This window comes from Prevotella sp. oral taxon 306 str. F0472 (genome assembly GCF_000257925.1).
Classification (GTDB): Bacteria; Bacteroidota; Bacteroidia; order Bacteroidales; family Bacteroidaceae; genus Prevotella; species Prevotella vespertina.
On record NZ_AJIN01000034.1, the window covers coordinates 1 to 13,840 of the forward strand.

The 13,840-nt window shown below is 46.9% G+C and carries 15 protein-coding genes and 1 pseudogene; 3 read left to right on the forward strand and 13 right to left on the reverse strand.

The features are described from left to right. The 13 genes and pseudogenes from HMPREF9969_RS04790 to HMPREF9969_RS04850 all read right to left on the reverse strand — a co-directional run. Positions 1 to 123 (reverse strand): annotated as a pseudogene (locus HMPREF9969_RS04790) (conjugal transfer protein TraO); the annotation flags it as partial. Next, positions 117 to 1,067 (reverse strand): conjugative transposon protein TraN, encoded by a 951-nt coding sequence (gene traN / locus HMPREF9969_RS04795; RefSeq protein ID WP_009434716.1) that lies wholly within the window; start codon positions 1,065 to 1,067, stop codon positions 117 to 119. The gene traN and the pseudogene HMPREF9969_RS04790, both read right to left, overlap by 7 nt. A 48-nt stretch (positions 1,068 to 1,115) precedes the next feature. Continuing rightward, positions 1,116 to 2,384 (reverse strand): conjugative transposon protein TraM, encoded by a 1,269-nt coding sequence (gene traM, locus HMPREF9969_RS04800; protein WP_036895080.1) that lies wholly within the window; start codon positions 2,382 to 2,384, stop codon positions 1,116 to 1,118. Beyond that, positions 2,377 to 2,679 carry a hypothetical protein gene (locus HMPREF9969_RS04805; protein ID WP_004353772.1) on the reverse strand — a complete coding sequence of 101 codons (303 nt, stop codon included), beginning with the start codon at positions 2,677 to 2,679 and terminating at the stop codon, positions 2,377 to 2,379. Before HMPREF9969_RS04805 ends, traM begins: the two co-directional genes overlap by 8 nt. A gap of 4 nt (positions 2,680 to 2,683) precedes the next feature. Beyond that, positions 2,684 to 3,307: a conjugative transposon protein TraK gene (traK, locus tag HMPREF9969_RS04810; RefSeq protein ID WP_004353758.1), complete on the reverse strand. Its 624-nt coding sequence runs from the start codon at positions 3,305 to 3,307 to the stop codon at positions 2,684 to 2,686. Positions 3,308 to 3,356: 49 nt separating this feature from the next. Beyond that, positions 3,357 to 4,394, reverse strand: a complete 1,038-nt coding sequence (gene traJ / locus HMPREF9969_RS04815) for a conjugative transposon protein TraJ (protein ID WP_009434717.1) — start codon at positions 4,392 to 4,394, stop codon at positions 3,357 to 3,359. Positions 4,395 to 4,446: 52 nt separating this feature from the next. Further along, positions 4,447 to 5,076 (reverse strand): DUF4141 domain-containing protein, encoded by a 630-nt coding sequence (locus HMPREF9969_RS04820; protein ID WP_004378851.1) that lies wholly within the window; start codon positions 5,074 to 5,076, stop codon positions 4,447 to 4,449. Between the two features lie 27 nt (positions 5,077 to 5,103). Next, positions 5,104 to 7,617: a TraG family conjugative transposon ATPase gene (locus tag HMPREF9969_RS04825; RefSeq protein WP_009434721.1), complete on the reverse strand. Its 2,514-nt coding sequence runs from the start codon at positions 7,615 to 7,617 to the stop codon at positions 5,104 to 5,106. Further along, on the reverse strand, positions 7,614 to 7,949 hold the full coding sequence (locus tag HMPREF9969_RS04830; protein WP_009434712.1) for a DUF4133 domain-containing protein: 336 nt from the start codon (positions 7,947 to 7,949) through the stop codon (positions 7,614 to 7,616). The genes HMPREF9969_RS04825 and HMPREF9969_RS04830 overlap by 4 nt, the downstream gene beginning before the upstream one ends. A gap of 4 nt (positions 7,950 to 7,953) precedes the next feature. After that, positions 7,954 to 8,256, reverse strand: a complete 303-nt coding sequence (locus HMPREF9969_RS04835; RefSeq protein WP_009434715.1) for a DUF4134 domain-containing protein — start codon at positions 8,254 to 8,256, stop codon at positions 7,954 to 7,956. Positions 8,257 to 8,410: 154 nt separating this feature from the next. Continuing rightward, on the reverse strand, positions 8,411 to 9,178 hold the full coding sequence (locus HMPREF9969_RS04840; RefSeq protein WP_009434720.1) for a hypothetical protein: 768 nt from the start codon (positions 9,176 to 9,178) through the stop codon (positions 8,411 to 8,413). After that, a complete protein-coding gene (locus HMPREF9969_RS04845; RefSeq protein WP_006046152.1) occupies positions 9,175 to 9,708 on the reverse strand; it encodes a DUF3408 domain-containing protein in 534 nt (177 codons plus the stop codon). Before HMPREF9969_RS04845 ends, HMPREF9969_RS04840 begins: the two co-directional genes overlap by 4 nt. Then, the gene (locus HMPREF9969_RS04850) at positions 9,705 to 10,502 is read right to left on the reverse strand and encodes a ParA family protein (protein ID WP_006046151.1); all 798 of its coding nucleotides are present in this window, start codon (positions 10,500 to 10,502) and stop codon (positions 9,705 to 9,707) included. The genes HMPREF9969_RS04845 and HMPREF9969_RS04850 overlap by 4 nt, the downstream gene beginning before the upstream one ends. Positions 10,503 to 11,060: 558 nt before the next feature. On the opposite strand from HMPREF9969_RS04850, the gene HMPREF9969_RS04855 reads away from it, so the two are divergent. The 3 genes from HMPREF9969_RS04855 to HMPREF9969_RS04865 all read left to right on the forward strand — a co-directional run. Continuing rightward, on the forward strand, positions 11,061 to 11,474 hold the full coding sequence (locus HMPREF9969_RS04855; protein ID WP_009434722.1) for a hypothetical protein: 414 nt from the start codon (positions 11,061 to 11,063) through the stop codon (positions 11,472 to 11,474). Next, positions 11,471 to 12,751 carry a conjugal transfer protein MobB gene (mobB, locus tag HMPREF9969_RS04860; protein WP_009434718.1) on the forward strand — a complete coding sequence of 427 codons (1,281 nt, stop codon included), beginning with the start codon at positions 11,471 to 11,473 and terminating at the stop codon, positions 12,749 to 12,751. The genes HMPREF9969_RS04855 and mobB overlap by 4 nt, the downstream gene beginning before the upstream one ends. An 84-nt stretch (positions 12,752 to 12,835) precedes the next feature. After that, positions 12,836 to 13,840: YWFCY domain-containing protein (locus HMPREF9969_RS04865; RefSeq protein WP_009434714.1), on the forward strand; the 1,005-nt coding region annotated here is incomplete at its 3' end.

The following is a 13,840-nucleotide window of genomic DNA, read 5'->3' on the forward strand; positions in this document are numbered from 1 at the left end:
TCCCACGACCTCTATTCCCCTTTGCTTGGGTATCAGTCGCTGTGCCTGCGATGGCAAGCTAAAAGCCATTGCCACCGCTATGCAAACCGATAAAATGATTATCTTCTTCATAATGTCTACCATTTCAGTTTTAGGTTATCAATCTTCTTTGCCAACTGCAGGTCTTCTGCCGTCACATAAAAGGTCAGCGTACGACCGCCATTTCTCTCATAGAGCGTCACTTCAAGCTGCTTGTCTTCTGCAAGAGAAAACTGCTCGAGCGCAAACACAGTGTGTTCACTGCTCATACCACGCACCTGCATCACCTGATGATAGGCACGAAGTGGCTGTAATACCTGCTCCTGTATAGCGGTACGCTTTGCGACCTTCTTATCCACCACCTTAAACGTGATAAAGTCCACCGAGTATGGCATATTCGTGCCGTTTTCCATACGAGTATGGAAATACAGCAAGCCGTTATGGGCATACAAGCCACGAAGCAGGAACTTCATGCCGAACTGCTGTGCACCGATATGTTTGATGGTACGCTTGTCGTTCTGATAGATAGTCTGCATCATCAGCTTTACTAATACGGGCGACTCGTTGCCGAGTTCCTTAAAGTAAATATCAGAGCGATTGCTTGGCAGTCGTCCGTCCGTTGGTGACAAGAAGTCTTTCATCTCAATGCTGAGTTTCTCTGGCTCATCAGCATACTTTACATTGAAAGCATAGAAAGAGCCGTCGTCGCAGATGACACTCATATTGGTTTCCGTCTCAAAGTCCTTCACTGAAGCCTTTACACGCAGTACGTTCTCAGCATCCTCCGCCTTTCCTGCGATGATGTTCTGCGAACCTAAGTCTACATAGCGAATGGCAGAAGGGAAGATAAGGTGCACGGTCTTGTCAAAGGTAACGTCAAGACCATACGGCAGTACGACACGCCCCGTTGGTATGGCACGGCTCATACCTTGAAAAAGCTCTCCCGATGTAAGAGGACGGCTTGGTGTCAGACCATCATTGTTTTCCTGTGCTGTGGCTGTTGCTCCCACCATGGCAAGCATAGCCATTGATAAAATAATTTTCTTCATTGTTCCTTTTGATTTGATGTTATTTTTTACTTATCATTTTCGATTGTTTTATTTGGACTGAACCAAGAAAAGGCGGTAGCCACCCTTAAGCGTTACCTTGATGGTGCGAAGTTTCTTCTGAAGCAGCTGACTTGCACCCTGCATCACCCCACGGGCAGCCTCGGAGATAATCTGGTCCTTGGCAGAGGAAGCGAAGGTGAAGGAGGTTCCCATTGAACCGCCGATGTTCGCCCCGACTTCCTTAAGCGCATTGATGTCCTCCGAACCTGGTATATACACACCCTCCTGTCCGTCTATATCGTATGCCGAGAGCTTTACGCCTATGATATGTCCGTCCACCTCAATGCTTTTGATAAGTAGGTGCATACGGTTGCCCTCTATCTTGGCGACGGCTATGAGTCGGCTTTGACGTGGAATGTGCAAGCCCTGCACTTTGGCACTTTCAAGCAGACGGAGTACGACATTGTCGCCCTCCTTAAGAACAGTAGTCCTGTCCACTACTACTTTGAGCGTATTGCGCATTGTAGGCACAGCCGTGCTTGCGAGCGAATGGAAACCCAAGTTGCGAGCCTTTTTGCCGTATTCCTCCATAAAGTAGACATCGCTCATAGGCTGGTCAAGTGAAGATACTAACTGCCTACGCTCCGGCAGCACCTCCATTGCAGGCTTTTCGTTCTGCATGGTCTTGCCCTTAGCGGCTTCAGAGCCACCTGCAGTGTCTTCCGTCTTCTCCTTTTCTGCCGTCAGACCGTTATTGAAGGTAGGTGGAGTTGAAGCTTTAGGAAGATACTTCGCTGCCATCTGATAGCTCTTTTCCATCAAAGCAAGCTGCCGTTTCTCTTCATTGTCCTCCCTGCTGTCTTTAGCAGAGAGTTCCTTTTTAAGGTTATCTATCTCCGAGCGCAAGGCTTCACGCTCCTGTTCGTGTGGGTCGGGAGCGTAAAAGGAGTTCAAGAGGCGATTATTCTCCTCATAGCGATGCATGGAGTTTTCTATCTTTGCCGTAGAAGCAGCTGTCTCTGCACGCTGCTCCTCTGATGGAGCAGTGTTCTGTGCGAAATAGTCCGATAGCCTGCCCATCTCCTCGCGGGTCTGTTCCTCCTCGTGTGCCTTGTCGCCTAATTCATAGGCTTTGAGCTTGTTCTCCGTCAGTTTTTCTGTCGTTGCCTGCGGGATACTGTCATTGAGTCCCTGCTCTGCAGCAGTCTTATCCTTGCCTGACGGTGCGAAGATAAACCACATTGAGAGGGCAAACAGCAGTCCCAGTCCTCCGAAGACCAAGCCTTTCTTCATTTGTTCTTTCTGTTTATTATCCATTTTCCTTGATTGTTTGATGATGTTGTAGATAAAAATTGCCATGTAACTCTTGTAAAGTACTGTCCGTCCGTATCGGACTATCCGTCAGCTTTCCCGTGGGGATGGGTAGTTTTTCCTTCTTTGGAGGAAGGAAAAACTGCGCTATCATCCAGAGTGAGCAGAGCAGATAGATGAAGCTCAGCCCATAGACGATTTCCTTTCTCTGCCTTATCGTGAGTCTTTCACAACGATGGCGGAGCCACAGGTGAAAGCGCAGATAGTGACGTGATAGTAAAAAGTTCCTTTTCCTTGCCATAGCCTTATCGTTTATAAGTCTGTATGTCCCTGTTCTCCTTAACGAGGAAGTTCTCCATCAAGAAGCCCTGCGGATTGTTGTCCGAACGGACTGAGTTCTGCAGCGTGCAGGTCGTAACAAGACTGCGCTCTGTAACATTACTCTGACGGACGATAAACTCCCGTGCATAGGTCGTTACCGCATAAGGGTAAGTATTAAAGTTGCAGTGGATAGAGTCCACCTCTATGCGCTGATTGACATTACCCGATATGGCACGGTTATAATAGCCCTTCTCTGCCAAGTCTTTGTAATAGTTGAAAGCCGACTTGTCACACAGCACAAAGGCACGCTCCATGTTCTTCTCAATGGCATCCTTGTCGGGTGCAATGGTGAAGAACAGCTCGTGGAAACGACGCACGTGTTCTCTTGCCTCCACGGGACGGTTTCTGCTTGCATCCTGACTGAGAGCCAGCATGAGCGATTTTCCCTGGTCAAGCACATAGATTTTCTCCCGCTGCTCCTTGGCGAAGCTGTACGAGGCATAGACGGCATAACCACTTACTGCCACGCAGACGATAGCAAAGACAAAGGCATAGAGTCTTATCTGCCTGAATGAGGTCTCGATATTACCAAGTGATTTAAATTCCATTTCTTTTTCTTTTATATCTGTTGATTAATTAAGCATAGTTGCTCGATTTCTATTTTCCTTTGAGCAGTGCACCCTTGATACGTCCACCGACATTTCCCACAGCAGCACCCGCGCCAGCCATAGCAGCCTTGCCACCGGTATATGCGCCTTGCGCACCATGCTGTGCTGTCTGGTTGACGTTACGACCGTATGAGCCGATACCACCTCCAGCTTCGATAATCCAGCCTGCCACGGTAGGTACACAGAAGTAGCCTACAATACCGATAAGGAAGAAGACGATATAGTACCACGTTCCCGAATCAGGCAGGTAGTTAGGGTCGCTGAGTGCTTCGATATCCTTCTCTATCATCAGCACCTGTATTTTAGTAAGCAGTGCCGTAAGAATAGAACTGACAGGCAGCCACAGGTAGACAGAGATATAGCGTGAGAACCATGCCGTAAGTGAGCCTGCAAGACCATCCCATACGGCTATGCCGAAGACTATCGGACCGAGAATGGCAAGAACGATGAGTATGAAGGTGCGTAGCGTGTCGATGATAAGTCCTGCAGCATGGAACAGAAGTTCTAAGAGGTCGTGTACCATCTTCATGATCCACTGCTTGGTCTGATAGGCAGCACGTTCGGCATACATACCCGCTATCGTCACAGCATCTTCAGGTCCGATGATGCCCATTTCCTCTATCTTCTCATCGAACTTCTCGTTGGAGACAAGGTAGGCTGTTTCAGGATTTCTAAGGTAGGCTTCCTCTTGCAACTTGTCTCGCTTGGCGGTAAGCTCCGCCAAGTTGGTCTCCTGCTGGTGTACCATCATCTCCGTACCCTGCACTATGGGCGAGAGCACGGCGTTCATCGTACCGAGTACGACTGTCGGGAAGAACATTATACAAAAGCCTAAGACAAAAGGTCGGAGAAGCGGAAAAACATCTATCGCCTCGGCACGCGCAATGGAAGCCCATACCCGAAGAGCAATATAAAAGAGTGCTCCCAAGCCCGCAATGCCCTTGGCAATGCCCGTCATCTGGGCACAGAGCGGCATCATCTCATCATAGGTTGAGCGTAGCAGCTCATGTAAACTGGCAAAATCCATAAGCAAAAGTGTTTTATGAAAGTTTTTTCAAGTTCTTTTTTTGTCTGTGGATTTACCAATATCTGCTTGCCGTATTACCATAGAGCGCCTTAACGGAGGCAAGGTTGTTCTTTTCCCTTGCACGCACATAGCTTACGGAGATGTTTTTCCTTGTATAGTATGAGACAAGCGAGCGATATTCTCTTAGCGTGGTATAGATGCGGTCTATGGACTGCATGCGCTCATGGTCGTTCATCGAGAAAACATTACTCTTGACAATAGACTTTAGTTCCTTGAGACTCTCACCGCTCTGTTCCAGAAGCTTGGCATATCCCGAAGCCATCGCAGCAAGTTCTGAAGGGCGGAAGTTCTTGTCCGAAAGCATCTTCTTATACGAGGTGACGTAAATCTCTGAGATGTCGCCCACCATCAGGATGCACTCCTTGACCTTGTAGGCATCGCCGATGAGGTTGTTCACCTTCTTCAGGGCATCGTAATACTTCTTGGTGTCGTTGTAGAGTTTCTCCACTTCCTTAAAACCGTCAAGGGTGTTCTTCACCGTCTTCGAGGCAGTTGCTATCTCCTTGACCGAATTGACGATGTTGCCGGCAAAATTGCCAGGGTCGGTTACTACCCACTGTGCGTGGGCTTTGGGAACAGAAAGGCTCAATCCTAAGAGAGCCATGAAAATGTACTTTTTCATTGTTACTATAGTTTTGATGGTTTGTACTTATTTCTTTTTATTGTTTCTTTTCTCTATGGCAAGCTGACGGATAGCTGTTTCGATATCCCCACCAAGCTGTGCCGCCCTGTTCATCACCTCCACCTTCTCGGTTTCCTCCGTGGTATAGGTCAGGTATTCCTCCATGCTCACTTCCGTAGCATAGACGGCACTCTGCATACCGCCCAAGCCTATCCACACTTCCTTATAGAGTCGGTTCGGGTCATTGTTTTGATTGATGGAGAGTATCTGGCTCTTTTCCTTCTCCGAAAGACCGAGCATCGCCTGTATGCCGTCGAACTTGGTCATATACTTGCGCTGGTCGAGCAGTATCTTGCAGTCGGAGTTATTAATAATACTTTCCTTGACAATGGGCGACTGAATGATATCGTCCACCTCCTGCGTTACGACAATGGCTTCCCCAAAATACTTTCTCACCGTCTTATAAAGATACTTGATGTAGTCTGCCATGTTTGCCGAAGCAATGGCTTTCCATGCTTCCTCAATAAGTATCATCTTGCGGATACCCTTTAATCGGCGCATCTTGTTGATGAAGGCCTCCATGATGATAATCGTTACCACTGGGAAAAGGTCCTTGTTGTCCTTCACTTGGTCAATCTCAAAGACGATGAAGCGTTTAGAGAGCAGATCGATATTCTTGTCCGAGTTCAAAAGGAAATCATATCGACCACCACGATAGTATTGCTTCAATGTCGTCAAGAGGTTGTTGATATTGAAGTCCGAGAGCGTCACCTTAATGTCTCGCTTTTCCATATCCTTTCGGTATACATCCCGCAGATACTCATAGAAAGTATTAAAACAGGGTGTAACGCTGTGGTCAGCACATATCAGCTCGATATAGGAGTTTACGGCTGAACCAAGTTCACCTGCCTCGGTCTTAGTGATATGCTCATCAGCACTCTTCCAGAGCGTGAGCAGTAGCGTACAGATACTCTCCCTTTTCTCTACATCAAAGAAGTAATCGTCCGTATAGAAAGGGTTGAAGGATATCGGACTTTCATTGGTATAGGTAAAATACACACCGTCCTCGCCCTTGGTCTTGCGGTGGATAAGTTCACACAAGCCTTGATATGAGTTACCCGTATCAACCAAGAGGACGTGCGCCCCTTGCTCGTAATACTGGCGTACCATGTGGTTGGTGAAAAAAGACTTACCACTGCCTGAAGGACCCAAGATAAACTTGTTACGGTTGGTGATGACTCCCTTTTTCATCGGTAAATCCGATATGTCTAAGTGGACGGGCTTTCCTGAAAGGCGGTCTGCCATCTTGATACCGAAGGGAGAGAGTGAGTCCTTGTAGTTCGTCTCTGCCATAAAGAAACAGAGGGCAGGCTCGATGAAAGTATAAAACGACTCTTCTGCAGGAAAGTCTGCCGCATTGCCGGGAATGCCTGCCCAGTAGAGCGTTGCCGCATCAATGGTGTTGTGACGTGGGTGGCATTCCATAAGAGCAAGTGCAGAGCCTACGTCATTCTTGATCTGGCGAAGTTCTTCCTTATCGCTGCTCCATGCCAATACGTTAAAATGGGCACGGATGGAGGTCAGTCCCTGTGAGTGGGCGATATTGAGATACTCCTGTATCCATTCCTCGTTGATTTGGTTGCTACGGCTGTAGCGTGCCAGTGAGTGCATATTCCTTGCCTGCTTCTCGAAGCGTTCCAAGTTGGCATCGCTATCCTCGATAAAGAGGTACTGGTTATAGATATGGTTGCACGGCAGCATCAACCCTACGGGAGAGGCAAAGGAAAGACGGCAGTCACTTCGGTCGGTCGATAATCGCTCGTATCGGCTGTCCGTGCTGACTGTTGTAGGCAGGTCGTCCGTGTCGGAAAGCGTATGCAGGCACAGCTGATTGTCGCCTACACGTACAAGGTCTGCGCCCAGACGGATGTCCTCCAACGAGGCGTGTCCTTCTTCCGAGAGGGAGAAATAACGATCCAAGAGACCGCCTTTTTCCTTTGTACCTATCAATTCCTCTTCTGTCATGCGGACAATTCTTATTTGCTCGGTATCGTTGATGATACGCTCGAACTGGTCTACGGCTTCCATAAACTTCATCACTTCGTCCTTGTTGGTGATTTCCTTAGGCAGCAGGTGTCCACGGCAGAGCGAAGAGAAATTGCTTTGCTGCGCCATACGCTGCTTGTTGGTCTTGGTAAGGAAGAGATAGACTGAGTGGTGGAGATACGGACGTTCGTTGAAGTGCCGTTCAGAGGAACGGGCAAGGAAACTCAGGCTGCCATCGGAGAGCTTTCCTTGATAGTCCTCCTTGATAAACCAGTCCTGCTTGTGTACGATACTGTAATTGGGTAGCACTTTTATAGCCTTATGCCAGGCAGAGTGCATTGCTTCGTATTCTGTAGAAGTGACGGTAAAGAGTTCGGGCAGCTCCACACGGAAAGCCACCGTGATGTCAGCATCCTTGCTCACCATGCAGCCCTGCTCTATAGAGAGTAGCGGGAACTTCGATTCCAAGGTGGTTATCTTGCTTTTATTTCTCATTGCTTCGCTTTCTTTGGTTGAAGGTTACGGATAAGGTGGAAGACCGTACGGCGGTTTACAAGGTAGCGTGGGTGCATACGCACTGCTCCCTTTTTCATTAGCCCATATTGCCCGTACTTTCTGTTCATGGTGAACGTTTGCCATACCACAAGGCTGGCACCCACTACGCCTATGACAAGACAGGTAACTTGGCTGACTCCGCAGAGATAGAGAATGACCACGAGAATGAAGACAGCCAGCAAGCCTCCTGCAAAGAGGAAGAGATACTGTGCCTTCAAGCCCTTGAATTCCACCGTCCGACCTACACCCTTGTTGATTTCAAATGCAGCCATCGCCTTACAGGAAGAAACTTCTCAAGATAGTGGCTGCCACAATGAGGAAGATACACGCACCGAACCAAGAGGCTGCTGTCTTGCTCGTATCGGGGTCACCACTTGAGAACTTGTTGTACACTTTAATGCCTCCAATCAACCCCACTACCGCCCCTACGGCATAAATGAGTTTCGTGCCGGGATCGAAGTAGGAGGTTACCATTTTTGTAGCTTCATTGATTCCGGCAATGCCGTTGCCTTGTGCGTATGCTCCTACGGCAGTAGCTGTCAGCAGGAACAGCATTGTGATTTTCTTTTTGTTGTTCATTGTTCTTTTTATTTTAAGTTGTTAAATGAATTGTTTTCTTTTGGGTAGAGATGGTAAGGGGTGGCTCGGTTTTATTGTATGACTGATATAGTGTGATTGTTTTACTTTTGAGCCACCCCTCGAACACTTTACAATATGAACAAAAACAATAGTTTTACAGATAGTATGACAGTGGACAGTCGGCTTCTTCCGATGCATCGCTATTCTCTTGTGCAGAATCAGACTCGGGAGGTATTGTTTCTTCGTTCGTCATTTCTGCTTCTTCTGCTTTACGGATGGCAGCAAGTAGCTTTTGATGGTCTTTCTCCTGCTTGAGCGTTGCCTCTTTGATATAGTCCATAAGCAGTGTGCCTCGTATGCTTTGCAGAGTATCCAGCACTTCGGCTTCGTTTTCCTCATCAAGCGTGTCGTCATTTTTGTGCCAGCCGGTAATACGGACTACTTCCCGTGCAAGAATAGCGGACGGTGAAATTTCTGGCATCACTGCATCGGCGATTTGCAGTTCCTCACGGATGATAGTGTCTTCGTCAGATTCGTCCATTGTATAGTCAACCTGCATTTCATTGTCCTCTTCTGTACCTTCCGCTTCTTTTGTTTCTTCGGGTACAGGTGAGTTTTTCTCTGCAAAAGTATTAGGTTTTTCATCTGGATTTTCAGAGGAGGAAACAGCGGGAACTTTGGAGATAGAGTGGGAATGAAAAGGCTTGCTCCTACCCACCAAAACGTGACGTGCATTGTCAATCTGCTCTTGGGAAACGGATGTATTGAGACTTGTGCCGTGCCCGTTTCCTTTCTGCTTTGGTGTATTCTTCCCTGATTGGGCTGCCAAATCTTGAAATAACCTCCAAAAGTATGCGATGCCGAGAGCTATCCACGCTATACCCAGCAAAAGCAATACGCCTAACAATAAATTGATTATCATAAGTCTATGGTTTTATCGCGCCTGCGTTGTGAGGCGGTATGGTTCAACAAATCCTGATACGTTTTCAAATGATCGAGAAGGATATTCTCAATATACCCCGTGATGGAAGCCTCCGATCTGATGTCGCTCAGCACATCACGCAGTATCTGGAGTATCTCAGTATGGATACTGAAGCCCGACTTATTGCGCCCATTGCGGACACCCGTCAGAAATCGCTGTTCGTATTCAGGAAAGTCCATTGCTGGGGAAGAATCCTTCGCTCTGGCGTTTCTCTTTCGCTTCTCGGGCCGAGCAGTATGGGCGGTGCAGTCATCAAGCGGTATGTCTTTTGATATTTTATCTTCTTGTCCATAATACCCTTGAAGAGAAACACTTTTATCTTCTTCCACAGAGTCTGAATCATCATCCAAATCAATGGGAACGTCAAAGTCAGGTGTGTTCTCTTCTGTGCGCTTCTTGACACCAATATCCGCCATCTCTGCCAATTTCTCCTGAAACAGCTTCTCACGTTGTTCTTTCAGTGACTTCATACGCTATCCTCTGTTTTCAAGTTGAGTTTCTCCATGACCTCCCTTACCCACTCGTCCACACCCGTCTGCGGACGGAGAGTCGTTGCTGGGGGTAGGTAGGAGCATCGGAAAACACCTTTGACACCGCCTTGTGCCAACTCCCTGCTGAATCGTACGGAATTGTAGATACGGGCATCGAAGATCGGCAGTCCCTGCTCCCTCGCATTTTGGCTGAACAGGTCGATGACCATGGTACTGGCACTGCGGTTGATTTTGTTCCAAAGCAGGAAGAAGTCCTGAATGCGTGAGCCTTCAAACCCGACACCCAAGTCCCTGATTGTCTTGGCGTATGCAAAACTCGATGCCAGCGACTGTGGGTCGGCTTCTATAGGTGAGATGATGTAGTCCATCGTAATGGACAAATCCATCATGGCACTGGTAAGGGCATGACCAGGAAAGTCAAAGATAATCAGTTGCGGCGCCGTCTTCATTTTACGAAAGTATTTCATGACATCGGAAACGGCTCTTTCTGGTTTGCTTCTGATGATATGATACGATTTCTTGCCGTAGCGCGACAGGCGTTCATGAAGTTCCTTGCCCAGTTCGGGTGAGGACTCGATGAGATCTCTGTCGCGTTCGCGGAGTTTATAGAAAGATTCCTGCGTACCGTCGCAATCCACGACGGCAAGGGAGATGTTCTTCTCGTAATATAGTATGGAAGCTAGCACTTCGGCAAGGCTGCTTTTGCCAACTCCGCCTTTCTGTGAGGCGAAGCCCAGATAGATGGGATTGTTTTTCTTCTTTTCCATATTCATAGTCGGTTGTTACTTATGTTATAAGTTAATGTATATCTTGACTGACAAGTCATGTCATATTTGTTGTTGAAACCATATTTTTGACTCGACCTAAAAGTCTGGTTTTGACCCAGCTCAATTTTGACTCAGCTCAAAAACATAAAACTATCCGCAGTTCAAACCTTTCTTGATTGAGATTTTTGAAGTTGAAATCATTATTTTGGACTCTTCATCCATATAGGTTTCAAGCTGTCTTTCAACTGAATCTGGTTGCAAAATAACAAGGTTTTATCCTAAGTTTCAACTACCTGTGAAGTACAGGGAAATGCAAGGAAAAAGAGTGAATATCATTGATAATGAGATATTTGAAAACTCGCCGTAACTTTGCAGGCGAGAATAATACATGGAGGTAATATCCCGAAGCAGACACCCCAAAAGGGTGGATACTTCAATCGTATCAACTCTTGATATTGGCAAGGTGTGTCTTTGTAACACAAACCGCCGTTTGTACCACAAAGACCCTTGCCCCGAAGGGGAGATGAATTACTCCAAAGTCGTAATTAAGAAAACAGAACAGATATGAAAAAGGAAACGGAACACGGTTCAAAACGAAAACAAGCGGAAAAGCCACGTTGGGACAACTGGCATGTACGGTTGCCTAACCCCAAAGACCAGCAACGGGCGATTGATTTGTTTCAGCGTTCAGGTGCGGAGACCAAGTCGGATTTCGTGCGTGGACGTATTCTTGGTGAGAGTTTCAAGGTGATTACGGTGGATAGATCTGCCGTAGAATATTACCGAAAGCTCTCGGAACTGACGGCACAAATCCATAAGATTGGCGTGCTATATAACCAAGCTGTGCGTGCCATCAACAGCTATCACAGCGTAAAGACTGCACAGATTATGCTTGAGAAGTTGGAGAATTTGTCAACTCAAATCATTGTCTTGCAGGAGCAAGCAATCCATTTAACCATTGACTACCGCAAAAGATGATTGCCAAGATTTCAGCAACGGAGAACCTTGGAGGGGCGCTGGGGTATAACTTCAAAAAGGTGGAGAAAGGGGAAGCAAGCATTCTTCTTGCTCAAGGCTTGTATCAAAACAAAGAGGGAACTTATACGATGGCAGAAGTCTTTCCCGATATGCAAGCACTTATCCCAGAGAAATGCCGAACAAAAAAGATGGTGTTCCATTGCTCGCTCAATCCGCACCCGGATGATAAAATCTCCGATGAGCAACTCGTGCAGGTAGCCAGGGAGTATATGGAGGCACTCGGCTACGGCAATCAACCTTATATCGTGTTCAAGCACAGCGACATCGCCCGTGAGCATATACACATCGTATCACTTCGAGTGGACAGCCGTGGACAAAAGATTAACGACAAGTTTGAAAAGCGAAGGAGCAAGCAGATTACCGATGCCTTGGAAAGAAAATTTGGTCTCATTCCAAGTTCAAAGCTTACTGAGAAGGCAGTAGCAGAAACGCCCAAGGTAGATATTGGTAAAGGGAATATCAAGGAGCAGGTGGCAAACGTTGTCCGCATGATGCTGAAGCATTATTGTTTCTGTTCCTTGGGTGAACTGAATGCCATACTGAGTAAATATAATCTTGCCGTAGAGGAAATCAAAACAGAGTTTCGGGGAAAGAAATATGACGGGCTGGTCTATGTTCCGACTGATGATAAGGGAAATAAAACAAGCACACCCATTAACGCCTCGGACATCGGGCGTGGCGTAGGTTATACTGCCGTACAGAATAAGATACAGAAGTCGAAACAAACTGTCAAACCGCTGATATCTGTCATCAGGAATAAGGTGTTACAAGCTATGCGCACTTCTCCCCAGACAGAGAAAGACCTGCAACGTAAGCTGGCGGAAAAAGGCTTGCGTGTGGTAATCCGAAAGAATGATAATGGAAGAATTTACGGTATTACCTTTATTGATGACGAGCAGGGTGTTGCACTCAATGGTTCCAGATTGGGCAAGGGATATGCCGCCAATGTATTCAATGGCTATTTTTCCAATCCTGCTCATAATCCGTTCTTGGACGAAACGCTGTATGGCAGTCCGTCTGTCCGTTTGGAACAATCGGCAACCGTCCAACCGTTACAATCCAATGCAGAAGAAGGGGATAACCTTGTCGATGAACTAATCGAGAACATGGTGGGTGACTCTTTCACATCTACGGGCAATGATGATTGGAAGGAAGCGGCTTGGCAGCGTAAACTTCGCAGGCAAAACAAAGTCAATCTCAGGCGGAGGAAAAGATAGGTAAGGTATTTCAAACGTTGTTTGAACAACATTCAAACGCAATTCAAATAACGATAATACAACAAATATAAAGGCAATATAACTATGGCACAAGAAGATGATTTAAGGGCATTAGGTAAAGTTATGGACTTTATGCGAGGCATATCGGTGATATTCCTTCTCATTAACTACTATTGGTTCTGCTACGAGGCGTTCCATACCTGGGGCTTTACGCTCGGCATTGTGGATAAGATACTGATGAATTTCCAGCGTACCACAGGATTGTTTTCATCCATCCTCTGGACAAAACTCTTTTGTGTGGTTTTCCTTGCCTTGTCCTGCCTTGGGACAAAAGGCGTGAAAGAGGAGAAAATCACGTGGCCAAAGATTTGGACGGTGCTTTTCTCTGGCTTTGTCTTTTTCTTTTTCAACTGGTGGCTGCTGGCATTGCCCATCGGTAAGGTCGGTGCAGCTACGCTCTATATCTTCACGCTGTCCGTTGGTTATATCTGTCTGCTGATGGGTGGCGTATGGATGAGCCGACTGCTCAAAAACAACCTTATGGACGATGTTTTCAACACGGAGAACGAAAGTTTCATGCAGGAAACACGATTGATGGAGAATGAATACTCGGTAAACCTTCCTACACGCTTCTACTATAAGAAGAAGTGGAATAATGGCTGGATTAACGTAGTCAATCCCTTCCGCGCCTCGATGGTACTCGGCACACCGGGGTCGGGTAAGTCTTACGCTATCGTGAACAATTACATCAAGCAGCAGATAGAGAAAGGCTTTGCCATGTACATCTACGACTATAAGTTTCCAGACCTTTCTGAGATTGCTTATAATCACCTGCTTAATCACTTGGATGCCTACAAGATAAAGCCGCAGTTCTATGTCATCAACTTCGATGATCCGAGAAAGTCGCATCGCTGCAATCCTATCAATCCTGCCTTTATGACGGATATATCGGACGCTTACGAGAGTGCCTATACGATTATGCTCAATCTCAACCGCTCGTGGATTCAGAAACAGGGAGACTTCTTCGTGGAGTCACCGATTATCTTGCTGGCTGCCATCATTTGGTTTCTGAAAATCTATGAGGACGGG

Coding starts and splice junctions, on each gene's coding strand:
- HMPREF9969_RS04845 (WP_006046152.1), bottom strand. CDS start 9,708: ATGAAGTCACTGAAAGAACAACGTGAGAAGCTGTTTCAGGAGAAATTG.
- HMPREF9969_RS04830 (WP_009434712.1), bottom strand. CDS start 7,949: ATGGCTGCATTTGAAATCAACAAGGGTGTAGGTCGGACGGTGGAATTC.
- traK (WP_004353758.1), bottom strand. CDS start 3,307: ATGGAATTTAAATCACTTGGTAATATCGAGACCTCATTCAGGCAGATA.
- HMPREF9969_RS04855 (WP_009434722.1), top strand. CDS start 11,061: ATGAAAAAGGAAACGGAACACGGTTCAAAACGAAAACAAGCGGAAAAG.
- traM (WP_036895080.1), bottom strand. CDS start 2,384: ATGGATAATAAACAGAAAGAACAAATGAAGAAAGGCTTGGTCTTCGGA.
- HMPREF9969_RS04820 (WP_004378851.1), bottom strand. CDS start 5,076: ATGAAAAAGTACATTTTCATGGCTCTCTTAGGATTGAGCCTTTCTGTT.
- HMPREF9969_RS04835 (WP_009434715.1), bottom strand. CDS start 8,256: ATGAACAACAAAAAGAAAATCACAATGCTGTTCCTGCTGACAGCTACT.
- HMPREF9969_RS04850 (WP_006046151.1), bottom strand. CDS start 10,502: ATGAATATGGAAAAGAAGAAAAACAATCCCATCTATCTGGGCTTCGCC.
- HMPREF9969_RS04805 (WP_004353772.1), bottom strand. CDS start 2,679: ATGGCAAGGAAAAGGAACTTTTTACTATCACGTCACTATCTGCGCTTT.
- HMPREF9969_RS04825 (WP_009434721.1), bottom strand. CDS start 7,617: ATGAGAAATAAAAGCAAGATAACCACCTTGGAATCGAAGTTCCCGCTA.
- traN (WP_009434716.1), bottom strand. CDS start 1,067: ATGAAGAAAATTATTTTATCAATGGCTATGCTTGCCATGGTGGGAGCA.
- mobB (WP_009434718.1), top strand. CDS start 11,471: ATGATTGCCAAGATTTCAGCAACGGAGAACCTTGGAGGGGCGCTGGGG.
- traJ (WP_009434717.1), bottom strand. CDS start 4,394: ATGGATTTTGCCAGTTTACATGAGCTGCTACGCTCAACCTATGATGAG.
- HMPREF9969_RS04840 (WP_009434720.1), bottom strand. CDS start 9,178: ATGATAATCAATTTATTGTTAGGCGTATTGCTTTTGCTGGGTATAGCG.